At 52.2% G+C, this 17,992-nt stretch carries 20 protein-coding genes and 1 pseudogene; 9 read left to right on the top strand and 12 right to left on the bottom strand.

Features of this window, described 5'->3' with window-relative positions:
- Positions 1 to 563 precede the first annotated feature (563 nt).
- Positions 564 to 2,084 (top strand): catalase, encoded by a 1,521-nt coding sequence (locus tag ACZRKZ_RS27350; RefSeq protein ID WP_003829123.1) that lies wholly within the window; start codon positions 564 to 566, stop codon positions 2,082 to 2,084.
- Positions 2,085 to 2,154: 70 nt separating this feature from the next.
- On the opposite strand, the pseudogene ACZRKZ_RS27345 reads toward ACZRKZ_RS27350, so the two are convergent.
- The 3 genes and pseudogenes from ACZRKZ_RS27345 to ACZRKZ_RS27335 form a co-directional block, all read right to left on the bottom strand.
- Positions 2,155 to 2,271: pseudogene (locus ACZRKZ_RS27345) on the bottom strand (IS5/IS1182 family transposase); the annotation flags it as partial.
- A 714-nt stretch (positions 2,272 to 2,985) separates the two neighbouring features.
- Positions 2,986 to 3,696: a nucleotidyl transferase AbiEii/AbiGii toxin family protein gene (locus ACZRKZ_RS27340; protein ID WP_138726124.1), complete on the bottom strand. Its 711-nt coding sequence runs from the start codon at positions 3,694 to 3,696 to the stop codon at positions 2,986 to 2,988.
- Positions 3,680 to 4,981 carry an ISL3-like element IS1411 family transposase gene (locus tag ACZRKZ_RS27335; protein WP_463868218.1) on the bottom strand — a complete coding sequence of 434 codons (1,302 nt, stop codon included), beginning with the start codon at positions 4,979 to 4,981 and terminating at the stop codon, positions 3,680 to 3,682. Before ACZRKZ_RS27335 ends, ACZRKZ_RS27340 begins: the two co-directional genes overlap by 17 nt.
- A gap of 304 nt (positions 4,982 to 5,285) precedes the next feature.
- On the opposite strand from ACZRKZ_RS27335, the gene ACZRKZ_RS27330 reads away from it, so the two are divergent.
- Positions 5,286 to 6,116 (top strand): alpha/beta fold hydrolase, encoded by an 831-nt coding sequence (locus ACZRKZ_RS27330; protein WP_003829125.1) that lies wholly within the window; start codon positions 5,286 to 5,288, stop codon positions 6,114 to 6,116.
- A 273-nt stretch (positions 6,117 to 6,389) separates the two neighbouring features.
- On the opposite strand, the gene ACZRKZ_RS27325 is transcribed toward ACZRKZ_RS27330, so the two are convergent.
- The 3 genes from ACZRKZ_RS27325 to ACZRKZ_RS27315 form a co-directional block, all read right to left on the bottom strand.
- Entirely contained in the window at positions 6,390 to 6,749 is a 360-nt protein-coding gene (locus ACZRKZ_RS27325) for a hypothetical protein (protein WP_044275693.1), read from the bottom strand.
- A 105-nt stretch (positions 6,750 to 6,854) separates the two neighbouring features.
- Positions 6,855 to 7,226 (bottom strand): hypothetical protein, encoded by a 372-nt coding sequence (locus tag ACZRKZ_RS27320; protein WP_023294894.1) that lies wholly within the window; start codon positions 7,224 to 7,226, stop codon positions 6,855 to 6,857.
- Positions 7,223 to 7,495 carry a hypothetical protein gene (locus tag ACZRKZ_RS27315; RefSeq protein WP_306156883.1) on the bottom strand — a complete coding sequence of 91 codons (273 nt, stop codon included), beginning with the start codon at positions 7,493 to 7,495 and terminating at the stop codon, positions 7,223 to 7,225. Before ACZRKZ_RS27315 ends, ACZRKZ_RS27320 begins: the two co-directional genes overlap by 4 nt.
- 37 nt (positions 7,496 to 7,532) lie before the next feature.
- On the opposite strand from ACZRKZ_RS27315, the gene ACZRKZ_RS27310 reads away from it, so the two are divergent.
- Together ACZRKZ_RS27310 and ACZRKZ_RS27305 are read left to right on the top strand one after the other, a co-directional pair.
- On the top strand, positions 7,533 to 8,468 hold the full coding sequence (locus ACZRKZ_RS27310; RefSeq protein WP_238347453.1) for a recombinase family protein: 936 nt from the start codon (positions 7,533 to 7,535) through the stop codon (positions 8,466 to 8,468).
- A 708-nt stretch (positions 8,469 to 9,176) separates the two neighbouring features.
- Entirely contained in the window at positions 9,177 to 9,596 is a 420-nt protein-coding gene (locus ACZRKZ_RS27305) for a hypothetical protein (protein WP_463863049.1), read from the top strand.
- Between the two features lie 48 nt (positions 9,597 to 9,644).
- On the opposite strand, the gene ACZRKZ_RS27300 is transcribed toward ACZRKZ_RS27305, so the two are convergent.
- Both ACZRKZ_RS27300 and ACZRKZ_RS27295 read right to left on the bottom strand, forming a co-directional pair.
- Positions 9,645 to 10,202 carry a GNAT family N-acetyltransferase gene (locus ACZRKZ_RS27300; protein WP_153387373.1) on the bottom strand — a complete coding sequence of 186 codons (558 nt, stop codon included), beginning with the start codon at positions 10,200 to 10,202 and terminating at the stop codon, positions 9,645 to 9,647.
- On the bottom strand, positions 10,168 to 10,488 hold the full coding sequence (locus tag ACZRKZ_RS27295; RefSeq protein ID WP_153387372.1) for a type II toxin-antitoxin system TacA family antitoxin: 321 nt from the start codon (positions 10,486 to 10,488) through the stop codon (positions 10,168 to 10,170). The genes ACZRKZ_RS27300 and ACZRKZ_RS27295 overlap by 35 nt, the downstream gene beginning before the upstream one ends.
- Before the next feature lie 339 nt (positions 10,489 to 10,827).
- Here ACZRKZ_RS27295 and ACZRKZ_RS27290 point away from each other — a divergent pair, with 339 nt between their 5' ends.
- Positions 10,828 to 11,016, top strand: coding sequence for a hypothetical protein (locus tag ACZRKZ_RS27290; RefSeq protein WP_153387371.1), 189 nt, complete (start codon positions 10,828 to 10,830; stop codon positions 11,014 to 11,016).
- Between the two features lie 174 nt (positions 11,017 to 11,190).
- Here ACZRKZ_RS27290 and ACZRKZ_RS27285 read toward each other — a convergent pair whose 3' ends face one another.
- Together ACZRKZ_RS27285 and ACZRKZ_RS27280 are read right to left on the bottom strand one after the other, a co-directional pair.
- Positions 11,191 to 12,690 (bottom strand): methyl-accepting chemotaxis protein, encoded by a 1,500-nt coding sequence (locus ACZRKZ_RS27285; RefSeq protein WP_127882200.1) that lies wholly within the window; start codon positions 12,688 to 12,690, stop codon positions 11,191 to 11,193.
- Between the two features lie 153 nt (positions 12,691 to 12,843).
- A complete protein-coding gene (locus ACZRKZ_RS27280; RefSeq protein ID WP_048377739.1) occupies positions 12,844 to 13,416 on the bottom strand; it encodes a DUF6436 domain-containing protein in 573 nt (190 codons plus the stop codon).
- A gap of 699 nt (positions 13,417 to 14,115) precedes the next feature.
- Here ACZRKZ_RS27280 and ACZRKZ_RS27275 point away from each other — a divergent pair.
- The 4 genes from ACZRKZ_RS27275 to ACZRKZ_RS27260 all read left to right on the top strand — a co-directional run bounded on the left by ACZRKZ_RS27275 (position 14,116) and on the right by ACZRKZ_RS27260 (position 15,809).
- A complete protein-coding gene (locus ACZRKZ_RS27275; protein WP_127882202.1) occupies positions 14,116 to 14,679 on the top strand; it encodes a recombinase family protein in 564 nt (187 codons plus the stop codon).
- Between the two features lie 246 nt (positions 14,680 to 14,925).
- On the top strand, positions 14,926 to 15,189 hold the full coding sequence (locus ACZRKZ_RS27270; RefSeq protein ID WP_463983187.1) for a hypothetical protein: 264 nt from the start codon (positions 14,926 to 14,928) through the stop codon (positions 15,187 to 15,189).
- Positions 15,186 to 15,425 (top strand): hypothetical protein, encoded by a 240-nt coding sequence (locus ACZRKZ_RS27265; RefSeq protein WP_463983186.1) that lies wholly within the window; start codon positions 15,186 to 15,188, stop codon positions 15,423 to 15,425. Before ACZRKZ_RS27270 ends, ACZRKZ_RS27265 begins: the two co-directional genes overlap by 4 nt.
- Positions 15,426 to 15,629: 204 nt before the next feature.
- Positions 15,630 to 15,809, top strand: coding sequence for a hypothetical protein (locus ACZRKZ_RS27260; protein ID WP_463983185.1), 180 nt, complete (start codon positions 15,630 to 15,632; stop codon positions 15,807 to 15,809).
- Between the two features lie 183 nt (positions 15,810 to 15,992).
- On the opposite strand, the gene ACZRKZ_RS27255 is transcribed toward ACZRKZ_RS27260, so the two are convergent.
- Both ACZRKZ_RS27255 and ACZRKZ_RS27250 read right to left on the bottom strand, forming a co-directional pair.
- Positions 15,993 to 16,412: a hypothetical protein gene (locus ACZRKZ_RS27255; protein ID WP_463983184.1), complete on the bottom strand. Its 420-nt coding sequence runs from the start codon at positions 16,410 to 16,412 to the stop codon at positions 15,993 to 15,995.
- Positions 16,413 to 16,494: 82 nt separating this feature from the next.
- On the bottom strand, positions 16,495 to 17,322 hold the full coding sequence (locus ACZRKZ_RS27250) for a replication initiation protein (RefSeq protein ID WP_463983183.1): 828 nt from the start codon (positions 17,320 to 17,322) through the stop codon (positions 16,495 to 16,497).
- Positions 17,323 to 17,992: the final 670 nt, after the last annotated feature.

The raw sequence follows: 17,992 nt of genomic DNA, 5'->3' as shown, positions 1-17,992 counted from the left end.
TGATTGGAGAACTCTGATTGTCGAAACGAGTTTATCGAACCGCTTTTCGGATGTTTACGGTCCTTCCTGATGTTCGTTAAAGCGGTTTCATAAAACGGTCGTTTTATAGAACTATCCAGACAGCACGCTGGTTTGAGGACAGGCACCGGGCTTAAGTGCACTTTCTGTTCCATTGCTCCCCAAACCCCATTAAGATTGGGAACCGGCGAGAGGTGTACCGCTAGTGTCTCCTTCCTATGAGCGAAAAATTGGAGTCGTGCTCGGAGCACCATTCCGATTTCTCAGCTGCAATTTGAGTCGAGTGCGAGCCGTTTTCGCACCTGAAAGACCCACAAGCTGTGGCCTATACTGAGTCGGTCGACGTGTTCGCCATCAACGTGTAGCACTGAAAGGAATCCCCACGACATGACCGAGACCGACACTGAGAAAACCCCTGAGCAGCTTCAAGCGCGCATTACCGAGTTGAAAGCGCTGTATCAGCAGTTGCAGGACAGTTACGACTAGGATTGAAAATCTTAAATTTCTGCAGGAAATTTAAATTAAAAGAAACGGGAGTTAATAGTATGAGTCAAGACCCTAAAAAATGTCCTGTTACCCACCTGACTACTGAAGCTGGTGCCCCTGTGGTGGATAATCAGAACAGTATGACGGCAGGTGCGCGTGGACCTTTACTTGCCCAAGATTTATGGTTGAATGAAAAATTAGCAAACTTCGTCCGCGAAGTGATTCCAGAGCGTCGTATGCACGCTAAAGGTTCAGGTGCTTTTGGTACCTTTACCGTGACCAATGATATTACCCAATATACTCGCGCTAAAATTTTCTCTGAAGTCGGCAAAAAAACCGAAATGTTTGCGCGTTTCTCAACGGTGGCGGGTGAACGTGGCGCGGCCGATGCAGAACGTGATATTCGAGGTTTTGCCCTGAAATTCTATACTGAAGAAGGCAACTGGGATCTGGTCGGCAATAATACCCCGGTGTTTTTCCTGCGGGATGCCCGTAAGTTCCCTGACCTGAATAAAGCAGTCAAACGTGACCCGAAAACCAACAAGCGCAGTGCCACCAATAACTGGGATTTCTGGACATTATTGCCTGAAGCCTTGCATCAGGTGACCATTGTGATGTCGGATCGCGGTATTCCTGCTGGCTACCGTCATATGCATGGTTTTGGCAGCCATACCTTCAGTTTTATCAATACCCAAAATGAACGCTTCTGGGTGAAATTCCATATGCGTACCCAGCAAGGCATCCAGAACCTGACCGATGCTGAAGCAGCAGATTTGATTGCTAAAGATCGTGAAAGTAGTCAGACTGACTTATTTGATGCCATTGAACGTGGTGAGTATCCAAAATGGAAAATGTACGTTCAAATCATGCCGGAACTGGAAGCTGAAACAGTTCCTTATCATCCATTTGACCTGACCAAAGTCTGGCCGAAAGGTGATTATCCACTGATTGAAGTCGGTGAATTCGAACTGAACCGCAATCCGGAAAATTATTTCCAGGATGTAGAACAGGCTGCCTTTGCACCAAGCAATCTGGTACCGGGAATTAGCTACTCACCGGATCGTATGTTACAGGCACGTCTGGTGAACTATGCTGATGCAGCACGTTATCGTGTTGGTGTAAATCATTCACAGGTTCCGGTCAATGCTGCACGCTGCCCTGTAAACTCTAATCGTCGTGATGGTCAGGGCCGCATGGATGGCAACTATGGTTCATTGCCACATTATGAACCGAACAGTTTTAACCAGTGGCAGGAACAACCTCAGTTTAAAGAACCAGCATTAAAGATTACCGGTGATGCTGATTTCTGGGACTTCCGCGAAGATGACAATGACTACTTCAGCCAGCCCCGTGCCCTGTTCAATTTGATGAATGATGAACAGAAACAAGCATTGTTTAATAACACGGCCGCAGCGATGGGTGATGCGCTAGATTTCATCAAATACCGTCATATCCGCAACTGTTATGCTTGCGATCCAGCTTATGGGCAAGGCGTTGCTAAGGCCTTAGGTATGACTGTAGCAGATGCTCAAGCGGCACGTGAAACAGATCCTGCTAAAGGTTTACCAAGTTTTCTTTAATGTGGAAATTTGATTTAGATAGTTAATAAAAAAACCCCGGCATCCTGCCGGGGTTTCTCATATTGGGTTGCTAGGCTCTGTACGTAAAGTATTGTCGCAAGCACCGCATAGCGCAGGCCAATGAGACCATCGCCGCAAAACTTGTTGCGAGCTTGTCGAAGCGCGTCACGATGCGACGGTTCTCCTTGGGGCGAATAGAGAAAACGGAAATTTTCGTACGCTAAGCGTTCTGTGTCAGGTTGAGGTCGTAGAGGTGGACGCTGCCGCGTCAGAAAATGCAAAAATAGACCCTAATCTGACGTGAGGCGAGTAATCATCCTGACGCCTGAGTGAGGTGTACTCCATTCGGATACCGACTGCACAACGCAAGGGTTTGGGACTGTCAGCAGGGCTTATCGTACGAAAATTTCCGTTTTCTCTATGCACCCCTTGGAAGAAGTACAGAGGGCAGAGTCGGCTAATTTTGGAGCTGCGGAGCAGCACTACGAAACGCAATCGTATACTGCTGGCTCATCAAGCCGAGATGAATCTGAAGACCTTGTCTTGTGGCATTCAGTACGCCAGAGTCGATTGGACGCGATTGAAGCCGCATTGTGTATGGTTCAGGCCTTATCTGCAGATGGCCGAGATGTTCGGACCATGGTTGGTGCACTTCAAGGTCTACATGCTGAGGTTCAAGCCCTTAGCCCTGAAAATTTGAGCGTGGTCGGCATGCAAAATGCTTCTGTGAGTGAGCAGGACGAGTTTTTGCGCTTGCCCGAATGGCTTAAGCAACAACAGTCGCGCTTTCCAGATATTCGGCCTCGCGGGCCTAGCATCGGTTAAATTTTTGGGGAGGCCTGCTTGCAAAAACCAAGGCGCATCGAGCGCACCTGGTCTTTCACGAATTAACTAATTTTTATCAATTGTCATCCCATGGTAACGATTTAAAGAAGTCGGCTACCCTGGCATACGACTCTTCAAAGTCTGGAAGATCAACAACCGTATCTTTTAGTAATGGATATTTTTCTGAGGATCTTTTTTTGATTTCCGGATTATCTATACCATCGCGATGAAGCAGATAATCAATTTTTTTCCCTTGGCTTTTATTTATTAACGAGTTAAGAATTTTAGTTTTTTCTGAATCGCTCAGAGGCTTTATTGTCGTTAATAGATAGTTGACATCATAAATGTCTTGTTCTCGGCCTCTGTTTCGTACTTCTTGTTGTAGAATTGATCTGAGTTTTTCTGCCATCAAGTCGCATATGTCATACGCCTGAATTTCGCCATCATCATCGCCAAGTTGAAGCATTTCAACATTATATGATTTTTCATTAAAGCTGTAGTCAATAACTATGACTAGCGGACAGTTCCTGTCTACTTCCAGACGCTTCATTTGTGCTGCATTGCTTCTCAAGCAATAGGCTATTTTCATTTTTATAGTGGGGAAGGTGCCTTTTGCATTCGGCTTTATATCATATGATTGTAGCTTGCATTTAACCCCATAGTTTAAAAATGACTCAACTAAGTCCATTGCATCATTTAACGTCGATTCAAACTCATTTAGGTCTATTTCGGAAAGAGTTTTCTCAGTAGAGAAATCGGGCTCTTCGCATTTAAGGGTGTAGCTGATTTCTAAACCCTCCTGACTTCAGCAAGCACCTGGCTATGTAATTGGTTAAATTTCTAAAGCCCAAGGCGGTACCTCGTAAGTGCTCAAGTCGCCCGTTGATAGCTTCTGTTGGACCGTTGCTGGTTCCTGGCCGGTCGAAGTAGGCAAGGATGCTCTCAGCGTATTTTTTCAGCGTTTCCCCCAAGCCTTTCACCTCGATGAGCGCTTTGGGCAAGTCGCTGGCTGTAATGATATTTATGACCTCTTCCATGAGTTTTTTACCACGTTTTCGATCCGGCTCGTTGTAGGCGCTGACCACCCGTTGGTACATGCTCCAGGTGCAATCCACTTCGAGGTGGTGCTCATCTGCAAACAGCTGGAACAGTTGCTTTTTGTTGGCGTCAGACAGGTAGCTGATCCGAGTCAGTAGCGTTCGACGGCTTTTGTAGAGCGGGTCATTTTTACGCCCTCTGCGGCCCAGGATGTCGTGTTGCACACGCCGGCGGCATTCATCCAGCATGTTGCTTGCCCAGCGCACGACATGGAAAGGATCCAGCACGGTTTGGGCTTGAGGCAGGGCTTCTTGCGCTGCAGATTTAAACCCCGTAAAATCGTCCATGGCAATGCTTTCGATCTGGTCACGCCACGATTTGGGGCGACTCTGTAGCCATTGCTTAAAGGCTTGTTTGGAGCGGCCTTCCAGCACATCGAGCAAGCGGGCCGGCCCGTTTTTGTTACGCACGGGCGTAAGGTCAACCACGATGGTGACGTACTTGTCACCACAGCGTGTATGTCGCCAAACATGCTCATCCACGCCCAGCACGGTCACACCGTCAAAACGTGTCGAGTCATTAAAAAGCAGGCGCCGTCCTTCGTTGATAATGGCATTATTAGCGGTGTGCCATGCAACATCAAGCTGGCTCGCAACACGAGATACCGACAGATGATCCAGCACGATGGCAGCTAATGCCCAGCGTATCGCCCCATATGAAAGCTTTGAACGTGGAGGTGCTGCACTGTTTGTATCTTCATGCCAGAAACAGCCGCAAGCACAACGCCAGCGACGGATACGCAGCAGCAATCTGGTTGGTCGTTGTCCGTAAGGTGTGTGAGCAAGATGCCTATCGACAGTACCGCGTGAAACACCAGCAGCCCCGCACTTGGGGCATGGCTCGGGTGCTTTGGTTAAACGACATTCGATGACGGCGCGCTCTGCACAAAGATGTTGTCCAGTGGCAGTCAGGCCGAGGTTATTCAGTTGGCAAAAGCTGGAAAGATCAGGGCTAGAAAAGGTAAGATTGTTCACGTCGGGGGCTTAGTTTTTGTTGGTGTGAGAGCTTACATTTTCTAAGATCCTCGACTCCTTTTCCAGCCGGTCAGATTTTTTCTACACCCTTAAATGCGAAGAGCCTTTAAACCTAAAGTCATAAGGCGGCCAAGCGGCTCAAGTTCAATGCATTGCTCCGCCGTCATGGGCTCATGGGTAGATGCAGATCAATCGACAAACACAGCCTGTGCAACACCTATCCAATGGGCTGCACTTCGTTCATCAGGGCCAAGGCCGAATCTCTAATCGGTCGAGGTCATACCTTCACTCAGGAGATACGAACATGGGATACGTCACTACGCGGGACGGTGTTGAAATCTTTTACAAGGACTGGGGACCACGTGACGCTCAGGTCATCTTTTTCCATCATGGATGGCCGCTCAGCGCAGACGATTGGGACGCGCAGATGCTCTTTTTCCTGGACCACGGCTATCGGGTCGTTGCCCACGACCGACGGGGGCATGGGCGCTCCAGCCAGGTCTGGGATGGCCACGACATGGATCACTATGCCGACGACGTTGCCGCCGTGGTCGATCACCTCGGCGTACAAGGCGCCGTCCATGTCGGGCACTCCACAGGCGGGGGTGAGGTCATCCATTACATCGCGCGCCACGGTGAAGACCGGGTGTCGAAGGCCGCCATCATCAGCGCCGTGCCGCCGCTGATGGTTCAGGCTGCGAACAACCCTGGTGGTTTGCCGAAATCGGTTTTCGACGACCTGCAGAGCCAACTGAAAGCCAACCGCGCACAGTTCTATTACGACGTTCCGGCAGGACCTTTTTACGGCTACAACCGCCCAGGTGCGAAACCGTCCGAGGGCATCGTGTGGAACTGGTGGCGACAAGGCATGATGGGCTGTGCCAAGGCACACTATGACGGGATCGTGGCGTTTTCTCAGACCGACTTCACCGAGGATTTGAAGAGCATCAAGATCCCCGTACTGGTGATGCACGGGGATGATGACCAGATCGTACCCTATGAAAATGCTGGAGTTCTGTCCGCCAGACTTCTGCAAAACAGCATCCTGAAAATCTACCCCGGCTTCCCCCACGGAATGCCGACAACTAACGCCGATACCATTAACGCTGATCTACTGGCGTTCGTGCGGAGCTAAACCACTGGGGCGGGTAAAGACCCGCCCTTGCTGGCTTAAAGCCGGGGCAAAGACTGAGTCGCCGCCCTCGCCCGCAAGGTACGCTCAATGAAGTTGCAAGGCAGCAAAATAGCCGCCTCGCAAAACACGAGACTAAAAAACCCCGCAGAACGATTTAGCCAATCTGTTGCATCGACCGGTTGAATCCACAGCCAGAAGCGGTCACTGCATAAACTCGGCGCCCGCGAACCGGCAAACCGGAACGCCTGCGGTGTCCACGCTCTGGAAAAAGACTCAGGTGCCCAAGTACTTTAACAACAGGGCCAACACCCAATCCTCTTGCGAGGCCAATGCCGTGCTGATCTCCTCGCATCTCCCATTCAGAGACAGCAGGTTGCCAGCCAGTACTTCTCCACTGGACATGCACATATCCAAAACAATACTAAAAACCCCGTTACCTACCTGCTTGCTTTCAACAACAAGCTCAACCTCTTTAGGGAAGATTGTCAGGTAGACGAAGAGTATTCCATTCGCGTATGTGTAGTGGCCATGATTTCTTTTGAGTAAACCACTCTGGCTTTTCGAAGCCTTCACATAAACATTATCTAGAAACCTTTGAAGGACGAGCAAAAGCTCTGGCTTCTCAGTGCTCATTGGGTTTCCTTGCGAGCAGTAGACTTCAATACGCCATTCTAACCAACATCGACGGTGCCCGAGCTGGGGTTGTAAGCCGGAAACCCAGAAATTTCCGTCAGCCGATCAACATGGCTTGTCTCGCGCTTGGTCGATGAGTTCCTGCATCGCCCGCATGACTTCTTCGTGGGTGTACGACTTGGCGTTGGGGTCGTCGGCCTCTCGGAGAGCTTCCTCGACCTCGCGGGTCATCCGCGCATATTCTTCCGGCCACAGCGCTTGCTCCATGCGCAGCGACGCCTGCCCAAGCAGGTGCAGCAGACCGAACAGCCGCATGTCATTGGTGGCGACGACGTGCTCTCGAATCCGCTCCTGGATCACCTCGCAGGCCCGATGCGCCTCTGGCGTCGCCGTGCCCTCGTAGCCGGCTGGGAGTTCTGCTTCTTCAGCGATTCGCGCCCAAGCGATAGCCAGCGCCTCGATGGTGGACAGGTTCATTTGCTCATCCACTTGCGCAGCAGACGCTTTTTCAGGGAGGCGCGCTCTTGCGGATTGCGTCCCTTGTGGTTGGCAATGCGATCCGCCGTGGCGGCCTGGCGCTTGATGGGCCAGTAGGAGCGGCCATCCTTGCCCATCGACCAGACGTTGCTGACCTGGTTTTCCAGTAGAGGCAGATGGGCGCATAGAGCTTCCGGCGACGCGCTGGCCAGCGCGGTGCGCTCGTGAGTTCGCCAGCGGCCTGGCGGCACATCCTGCTGAACGGGCATTACACCTTCCAGACTGACGGCAAGTTCATCGACCTGGATGCGCTCGTGGCGGGACTGGAGCTGGGCTGACGGAAATTTCTGGGATTCCGGCGTACAACCCCTGAAACAGGCCGGGTGCGAACGCATCTACCAAGACATCGCCAGCGGCGCGAAAAGCGCCCGTCCGGAACTGGACAAACTGCTGGCCAACGTGCGTCCGGGTGATGCCGTGGTGATCTGGAAACTGGATCGCCTCGGGCGCTCGCTCAAGCACCTGGTCGAGCTGGTCGGCGAGCTGGCAGAGCGTAAGGTCGGCTTGCAGAGCCTGAATGACCCCATCGACACCACCCATGCCCAAGGCCGCCTGGTGTTCAACCTGTTCGCCTCGCTGGCCGAGTTCGAGCGCGAGCTGATCCGCGAGCGGACTCAGGCGGGCCTGTCGGCCGCACGGTCGCGGGGCCGGATCGGTGGCCGTCCCAAGGGTCTGCCCGCCAAGGCCGAGGCCACCGCCATGGCGGCGCAAACGCTGTACCGCGAGGGTCGCCTGAGCGTCAGCGCCATCGGCGAGAAGCTACACATCTCCAAGAGCACACTGTACAGCTACCTGCGCCACCGGGGTGTCGAGATCGGCGCATACCAGAAGAGCGCCCGGTCACGCGATCAGCAGATCACGGCCTCGTCGTCATCGCCGGCAGAGCCGCCCGCTGTCGAGCGGGTGGCCACCGTCACCCTGCGCCTGGCGGTGGTGAATAACAGCAAGTTCGTGCGCGGCCGGAAACGGGCCAAGGAGAACATCGAGCGCTACTGCCTGGAACCCTACGGCATGAAACGGCTGGAGTCGGGCCACTACGAGTTGGCCATTTCGTATCGAAGCGACGACGAACTGGACAAGACCGTGCACGACCTGCTGACCGAGATCAGCCAGGAAGCCGACATGCGCAACTGCTTCATCGAGGCGGATGCCTGGGAAGAAGGCACCGAGCGCAGGTGGTAGGGCTTACGTTGGTTTTTGGTTCCATTGCTCCCCAAACCCCGCGTTTTGCCCTTTTGTACCTTTTCACCTTTGTACTCTTCCTATGGGACTCCTATTGCTGAAGCCATAGCCGCAGCAATAGAAGGACCAATAGATCAGACAATAGATAATCCAAGACAAAAGCAGAACCACAGCGCGCCATCCCTTCGGTCTGTCGTGGCCGCCCTGCGGGACGCCCAAACCTTCCGGGGGAGCGCCCCGTCAGGCTTTCAGGGTTCCGACTCGCTGCGCGAGCCTCCACCCTCTTTCCTCCCCTGCGCCCTGGACGGGCTTGTCTCGAAAATTCACCAGCGTGCGCGCCCGGCAAAGCCGGACCAACCTGCATTCTGCCATTGCGCGACGTCTCGTTGCGGTCCGTTGTCCCTTTCTCGACTGCTCCATCGCGAATCCAGGTTGGTCCGGTTTCACCTGACGCGCACGCAAGCGGTGCGGCCGGATGCTTCGCACCCTGGTTTCGCCCTGAACGGGCTGCACCAGGGCAGAACGGAAAAATTTGGCCTGGGGGCCATTTTTCCTCACCCCCCTCGTGGGCTCGGGTGGCGTCTGTCCGGCTGTTTCCGCCGTCTTCGCCGTCGGTTTATCAGAGCGGCTAAGGCCGCTCTGGAAGCAGCTTTTAGCTGCCCAAAGTCTGCTGCGCTACCATGCGATTTTCGCCTGGGAGCAAACCTCATGCAGCGTTTAGCCAAACCTTCGGACTACGTCCGGCAAGAAGTTTTCGGTCAATCGACCTACGTGCTTCCCTGGGAGCCGCGGCTGTGCCCGGGAAATCCTGCGGACGATCCGGAGCTGGGAGCTCAGCTCTACAACGAATTTGCCTGCGCCGCTGCCCAGAGCGTTACACAGCGATCACCAGCTGAACAGATAGCAGACATTATCGAGTGGACCATTGCCACGCCTGGAGAAGCCGCGCGCAGCTTGGCTGCTGACCTCGCGGCGACCTACCAGGGAAAGCATCAGTTTCGAATGGAGGATCTGCAGCATTGGGAGGAGGAAACCAAGCCGCATCGAGCGCAGCTGATTTTTCACAATGAAGAAATTCTTAAAATTTCAGCAAGAACCATTATGGCTTTGAGGAAACGTGCAAATTAAAAATGTATTCGCCGCCAATAAAACTATTGGCGGCGATAAAAAAATAAATCAGGCGTCAATTGCTCCGGCAGATACAGCCGCGATCATCATCTTGATGGCGATGAACATCGGAATTGTACCGTCAGCATTGACTTCACCCAAATCACCAAAACCAAGGCTTTGGTAAAATTTAACTGCATTGGGTGCTGCATCTAAAAACATTCCTTTGATTGGAATGCTTTCATGAACAGTAACAGCCTGATCGAAAGCCATCATCAGAAGCTCACAGCCAACACCTTGTTTTTGACGTGAAACGTCAACAGCAAGCATGCTTAGCTTGACCGCTGGAACCTGATTGGGTTGATTCCCCGATTCCAAATAGGTCTGGATTCTGGCTTTATCCAAAATAAGAAAAGTAAGAGTGCAAAACGCGAACACCTCTCCCTTGTCGTTAATTGCTCCGATTCCAGTAACATTTTCGCTTTTCAGAGCACGCTTAAGGTTGGTTTTGAAATAGTCGTCAAGGACCACTTCGCCACAACTGAAAGTTTTCGGAAAAGTATAGGATGCGTAATGGTCACGCAAATTGTTATCAACTTCGTAGTTTTCTGTCTCTTGCACGTTCATTTTTATTCCTCATAAGTTTTACTAAGGTTGGGGTTGGTGTCGCATTTTCATCGCTCTCACGAAGAATTTCGTGTAACCGGGAGAAAGCTTTTTCAGAAAGCTCCAATCGGTTGTAATTTTCCATTACGGCTTCTGCTTTTTCAAAAGCGGAAGACATGATGAAAGAAGTCATGTCTAGACCTGAAATAGTTGCTGCTTTTCTAATGAAGTCTTTTGCGAATTCAGTGGTCTTGAGGTCAAGACGTGCAGTTTTACTGGTATTTAAGGTTTCAACTAATGTAGACATTTGGGTCACCTGCAATGTTCTAAGTGGTATTACTTCCTTACGGTTGGTTATAAATTCCAATAGCGCTCACGCACTTTTGATTCCATGGAGTTCGACATTTTAGTCCTCGTTTTCAGTTTGTTTTTCAGTGTGTTTGAGTATGTTTTTAAATTAGGTTTAGTTTTTTCAATTCGTTGAGTTGTCGACTCAGTACGTACAATAGCCGTACTTTGTCGTTTTGTCAAGCTGTACGTTCATTGTACGTATTCATATTTTATGTGAACGAGCTGCTGAAAAATCGTCCATCACGTCATTTTCAAGGTTGCTAAAATTGATCCTTACCTACAAGGAGTAGTACCGATGGCGATTGAGAACGTTAAGCAGCTGAAGACCGTAAACGGAATTACCCAGGCGCAAGGTCTGCTGGATCAAGGCTGGATAATTCTGGCGGTGTGCGTGATGCAGGATGGCAGCAGTCAATACGCCGAGTATCACTTGGGCCTTGAGCAATTCCCGGCAGGCACCTCCAAGGTGTTTTCGCGCAAGTAGTGAGTCCTACGCGTTACGCATAACGACGTTTATGGTAAATCGGGTCAAGATCATACCGCGTGCCAGTGCGAGCCCGGCACTGGCACGCGTCCGACTGTTAATGTCGGACTCGACACACAAACATCAGCCAAGTAGTCCGTAAGATTTGCCTGCCAAGTCGGGGCTATTCAGCGCTTAGCGGCTAACGCGGAAGCGACCAGTCAAACGGCTCAAGCGATCGGCTAACTGGCTGAGTTGCTGGCCATCGTCGTTAAGATTGCTAGCATCGCCGAAGCTTTGCTTGGCTACTTGTTGCACGCTGTGTAGGTGCTGACTAACTTCTGCACTGGTCGCAGCTTGCTCGTGGGTGGCGGCGGCAATCAGCTCGTTCATTTGAGTAATACCGCTGATGTTTTGCGCTACTGTGCCTAGCAGTTCAGCAGTCGCTTGACTGTCTTGTACGCAGCTGCGCACGCTGTCTCGGCTTTCTTGCATAGCGGCCGCTGCTTGGCGGCTACCTTGTTGCAAGCCACTGATGATTTTTTGTATTTCAGCGGTAGACAACGCAGTTTTCTGCGCCAGATTGCGCACCTCGTCAGCTACGACGGCAAAACCACGACCATGCTCGCCAGCACGCGCGGCTTCAATCGCAGCATTTAGGGCTAGCAGGTTGGTTTGATCCGCAATCGAGCGGATCACTTCCAACACCTTGCCGATCTGCTCGGACTGTTCTGCCAGCGCCTGAACCTCGGTTTCAGTAACGTCGATTTGTGTGGCCAGTTTGCTGATCTCGCTGCGCACATGGTTGACCGAGCGACTACCCTCGGCAGCTTGCTGGTTGGCGGCTTGAGCTGCCGCCGCGGCGCCATCAGCATGTCCAGCCACTTCGTCAATGGCGGTGCTCATCTGCAGCATAGCTGAGCTCATGTAGATGATTTCGCCTTGCTGTTGCTCTGCCCCAGAGCTTAGGTTCTCGGTGGTTAGCAGCAGACTGTCACCCATTTTTTTCAGACTTTTTGTGTCTCTAATCACTTCGCTGACCAGATCGTCCAAGGTGCCAAGAAATTGGTTAAAACCTAGGCTAACTTTGCCCTGCGCACTGCTGCGGTAGCTGAGGTTGACTTCGTCAACTCGCTCAGTGATCTTCTCGGCAGCTTGCATCAGCGCCGCGCTTTCAACGGCTTCCGCGTGAGTCTGCATCGCCAAGTAAATCAGAATTGCGCTTTCTGCTACGACGTAGAGCGCATGCAGGAAAATGGTTGACCAACTGCCGCTCGGCAGCACAACAACGTCAACACCTTGAGCTTGTAAGGCAAAGAAACTCAAGTGATGCACTGCAATCACCAATGCGGCTACCACGATCGGAAGCCAGTCACGGTAGTACACCAAGAAAGCCAGTAGCACGAAGATGCTGAAATGCATTTCAAGCATGCCGCCAGCTTGGTTGATGTGCAGGGCCGCCATTACCATATACGCCGCGCCCATTACGCAACGCAACAGACGCTGGCCGCTGATTAGCTGGTTAAGCAGGCTCATCACAACCGCTGTACCACCTCCGACCAGGAGCGCTTGACCCCAAGCACCATGCCAGAACGCGAGTCCGAGCGAGTACACAAACATCAGCCACAGCACACCCAGCATGATTCGGTCTGCTTTTTGGTAGTGCTGTTGAAGGGGGGAGAGGTTAGCGGACATGGCGATAGGCTCTAGGTGGTGCTGCAGTCGTGGTGAGTGTTACATAGGGCTAGCTTGATTTAGGCGCTCGACAACTTCTGTATCGGCAAGGTGAGTCTAAGGATGAGCATGCTTTTGCGCGTGATGCCGTAACGCGTTGCCGGTTTGTGATCGTCAATTGTTCGGCCAGTCGCAGAAGCAGCCTACGGCCATTGTGTTATTTGCGTTTACGGGTCTGCCAGCACTCAGGGCGTCGAGAATGGGCTCGATAATGCTGTTACTAGAGGTGCAGGTTGCGCCTTCGCTGTAGGGGCCGAAGTATGCTAATTGGCCTGTCCGGTCCCAGATTGCTACTGCCGGGCTGGCTGGTATTCTGTAGATGCCGCTCAAGGCGGGTAAAGTTTTCAAAGCGTTCAGGGCTTCAGGTAATTGGTCGTGACTACCTGGCGTTTGCACCGCGTAGAAACTAACACCCTGTGGGCCGAAGCGCTTAATAAGCTCGGTAAGGTGCTGCTGGTTGCCGACATTGCATGGGCAGGACGGGTCCCAGAAATGTATCAGGCGGATCGGGCCTGGACCCGCAAGCTCATCAGGCAGGTGCAGCAGCTCGCCGTAGAACAACGCGGTCTGCTCACTGAAGCTGCGCAGGTAACGTGCTTCGTACCACCAGTAGGCGACTAGAATGGAGAGGCCCCAGAGCGCAATTAGCAGGCTGGCCATAAGGGTTTTACGATTCGAGCGGGTCATGGGCAGTCTTTAATTTTAAGACGCAACTTGCCATAGCTAGGGTTTACCAAAGATCAGATGGCCAAGTGTTTAAGGTCGCAATGACGTTTCAACCGGAAAACAAGAAGGCCTTGGGGCAGAGCAACGCGATTCGCCGTGGGCAGGACTAAATACGCCTGATCAATGGCTGTCATTCTGAGGCGACAATGCCGTCTTTCACGGCCTGCTTGAGGTGGTGGATTATCTGATCTTGATAGGCTCTGTATTGACCTTCTAAGCGATCGATCTCGTACATCTGATCTATCCAGACCTCATCAGAGGCATCCTCTACGAGCTTTTCTTGATTCCGCCAGATATTACCAGCTGCTCTGTAGCTTCTAGCAACGTCAATAAATGTTGATCAAAAGCCAGAGTTTTCGCAGTATTGTTGGTAACCAAAATCCTAAATCCATGTGTAAATATCTAGGCATCTTATAACATATTTTTTATATCGGTATTGATATTTTACGATCGTCTGGAAGACCCAAGACTAGCTCTCGATAGACAGCCAGATTCGATCCATTACGAAATGTCATAAAACTCAAAAAACCGAGTGAATTGTCGCATAATTTCTAAGTTATGCGACAGTTTCACATACGCTGGATTTGTTGGCTCTGACCTGTCGCATAAATCTGTCGCACGTTGTAAGTTACCTGCGACAATAAATGCGACAGGTGCTCCATGGAAAACAAAGGTCAGCAGATTGGTTACGCTCGGGTTTCGACACAAGGGCAAGACCTGGAGCAGCAACGGATTGCACTTGGGCAAAACGGTTGTCAGCGAATTTTCGAAGAGAAGGTCAGCGGTGCCAAGCGAGACCGTCCAGAGCTGAGTCGGCTGCTCGATCATTTGCGACCAGGTGATGTGCTGACCGTGACACGGTTGGATCGCTTGGCCAGGTCAACGACAGACCTGCTTCATATTGCCGAACGCCTAAAAGAGATCAATGCAGGTCTGCGTTCGCTTGCTGAGCCCTGGGCTGACACTACTTCACCAGCCGGGCGAATGGTGTTGACGATCTTCGCGGGGATTGCTGACTTTGAACGGTCGCTGATTGGGGAACGCACCAGTGCTGGCCGAGCTGCGGCCAAAGCCAAAGGTGTTCGATTTGGGCCTAAGCCTGTTTTGACTCATGAGCAGATAACCCATGCACGTAGGTTGATTGATAAGGGTCAATCAGTCTCCGAGGTTGCACGTCTTTTGGGGGTGCATCGAGCCACGCTATACCGTGCGTTGCCTCAATAGATAATTAGCGCAATGTCCCAGCAAAGCCCACCCAGTGGACTTTTTGCGACTGCTGGACGCCAGTGGGTGCGGAGCTGGTCTACTCAGTAGTGCAATCGACTTCTGAAAATGACAGGATGCCTGGGAAGAAGGTACTGAACGACGCTGGTAGGGCTTAAGTGCACTTTCTGTTCCGTTGCTCCCCAAATCCCAATGCCAATGAACATCACTAATCCTTACCGTCTGCGTTTGGAGTGCCTCCGTAACGTGTCGCCAGGCTGCGCGGACTTGGCCGGACGCATTGTCGTGGCGTTACGTACTGAAGTCATGACCCTATCCACCGCGACTCTAATTGAGGATTTATTCGATCACCTGGACGCAATTGCCGCGCAGCACAGCGGCAGTGTCACGCGTCTGGGTATATGGATGATGGGCTTGATCCACGCCAAAGCGTTGCTAAGCACGGAGGTGGAGACGTTCCTCTCTGACGCCGCCACTTTGGGCGGTCCATCCAGTGTGGGGCCGGCATGAGGGAAGGCATTCACGAAGAGGCACTGCGCGTCATGCTCGAGGCCGGCGCCGTGCGCGAGGTGCTGGTCAGCCGGCAGGATGAAAAATGGGGGCTGGCCATTCGCCTGGGCGGTGCTGGCAGTCGCTGGCTGCAGGTGCGTTCGCGACGCGAAGCGCTGCGCACCTGGGCCAGTTTGACCGCGGTGGGTCGGTTTGCCGAAAGCATCGGTGTGAAGGGTTTTGCCGTCGAGCTGTGAGAGCTGCTCAAAGTCTCTTACAAGGGACTCCCATGGGGCCCTAGCTTCAGCATATACCTCCAACCCAACGATAGGCACGGATTGAATCGCCAGCGTCCTTCGCTGGGGTTTTTTCCGGGTAAACCCCTTCATTGCGTACATTACCCATGCCTCTACTAAAACTTGAGGGGCCACTGACACTTGTGGGGCTACAGGATGAACAGCATGGATTCGGTACCGCGATTTATTGAGCCGGGCGACGACCAGGACGAGCGTCTGGCGCTGCCGCTCTACGTCAGCCGTCAAGTGGATGACGAGACCCATCGAGCTCAGGAGGCGCGCAAGCGGCTGTTGGCGGCGGCTGTGCTGCAGCAGCAGACGACAGACGCCTTAAACAACGACTGAGCGAGCGAAAAACAACGGCAGAAGAACGGTAAAAAAAGACACGAGAACGGAAAAAGAATGGCAGGCGCAACGGGTTAAGTCGGCTGAACAGGCGGGCAAGATAGGTGAAGTAGGCCTACCGGCCCACTTCACTGCTTGCCCATTCGCCTGCGGCTCAAGGAAAAGTTTTGCGGACGCGAACTTTTAGTCGTCCAGGGCGCTGAGCAAATTTGCCCAAGTCGGGACTTCCCCTGGCTTCGCTTTATGAGTCGAAGCAGGTTTAGGGTCAGGCTTATGCTCGAGCAGTCGAAGTGATTGGCGCAGCTCTTGTATCTCTGCACGTAGCAATCGAACCTCTTCAACCAGTGGGTATAGGGCTGGGTGTAGGGCGTCCATTTCAGGTGTAGGGGGCGTGTAGGGCGAGGGTGTCGGGTCAAGTGTAGGGCGGTGTAGGGGATAGCCCTGCGGTTCGCCATAGACGCGGATCATTTCAGACAGGTCAATCACCTTTTGCCCTTTACCGTCCAGGCCAGCAGTTACGCGGCCTTTAGCCACGGCTTCATGCAAGGTTGAACGGTGTAAACCGTAGAGCTTTGCCATGCGGCCGATGGTTAATTTTGCCATGTAGGGCAGTGTCTGGTTCTGTCTGTAGGGTTCCAGACAGTTTTGCGCTGTAAATATGTGTTCAATGTCGAATGGTCACACATCAGGTCAGCCCTAAAGCCAGTTGAGTTAGTCGCGCACGTGCAGATTCCCAAGTTTCACCAGGCCGGGCCTGTTTTGCTATATCGCCATCTGACAGCTTGCCGCGTTTGGTGTTGGTTTTCCCATTAGTGTTGACCATGGATTTAGGCCCAAAACAGAATGCTAAGTGCGTGACCTTTCGACCTGTTTTCCGCTGTGTCCAGACCACCCGAAGAGGGCTGTGTTCTGTGATTTGCGCAACCGCTGGTTCTAATACCCATTTTTTAAAATCCTTGATCGATGGATACCGGCCTTCGAGTTGAAACCACTCACGGAGTTGGTCAATGGATATCTCCCTCTGACCAATGCTGTCCCACTGCATGAGCAATTCGTAAAGCCGGATAGCGTGAGTGCTATCCATTTGTGCTACATCGGCTAAAGCGTATTTTGTGAACTGTTTTGTGAGCTCTGTCAGATACGGCACCATGTCTTTGGTGAAGCGTAGCTCTACGCGACCCTCCCCCTCTCGATAGACAATTGTTTGCACCCAACCGGTAATCATGACGCTTGGTCGTTTACCATTCCCATTGGGCTCCTGGGTTAGCCGGACCTCTCGCCGTTTCAGGCGTAGAGCAGCTTCTTTAAGCTGGCTATATGAGGATTCAATGGGGACTCCGGCCATTGTAGAAATCTCCTCAGCAGTCACCGAGTACATCACTTCATCGGTGAACGGCTCGTTCCTTTTTACCTGACTGATACAGGCGAGAACGATCCGCTGCTCCTGGACACTAAGGCGATATGCTGCCTCTACAAGAGCGTTACTTTTGTAAACCATTGCTGATGAGCTCATATATGCTCCACTTCATTTTTTGGGAGTTTATATCTTTCTCCTACAATACAACAAATCCCTCCCTTTATGGCAACAAATCCCTCCCTTTATGGCAACAAATCCCTCCCTTTATGGCAACAAATCCCTCCCTTTATGAGCTCTACACCCCTTGTAGAACAAGGCGTGTAGGTGATCTAAAAGGTTTAAAAGGGAAAAGTAAAAAAGCGGCGGCTCTGCCGGGGCACCCCTACGGGGTTCCCCCACTTCGTGGCTCCCCCTCCCCAAATAATGCCCAGCCATAGGCTGGAGACTTTATTTAAGCGCTCCTTGGAGCGCAGTGGTGCCCTTTTGCGACTAGGAACACCCAAGTGTCTCTAGTGGGCTCACAGGCGATAAAAGCGAGTAATCAGTGACAGTGGTGAACCAGAGCTCAGCGCCATTAAGGGAATGGTGATGGTGCTCTTAATCTGGCGTGTGAAAGCATTAGCTTTGGATCTGATCCCAGGGAGTGGGGGTCCCCCTTTGGGGGTCGAACTGGTGAGCGCGTAGCGCGAATGCTTTTGGCGTTGGGGTTTGGGGAGCAATGGAACCAAAAACCAACGTAAGCACGAATTAGAGTTCGCTTTACTCGTATGTGACTGTTGATTGGAGAACTCTGATTGTCGAAACGAGTTTATCGAACCGCTTTTCG

This window comes from Pseudomonas sp. c313 (assembly GCF_055407145.1).
The sequence above is the reverse complement of the archived record's forward strand: the minus strand, read 5'-3'. Positions and strand labels throughout refer to the sequence as shown.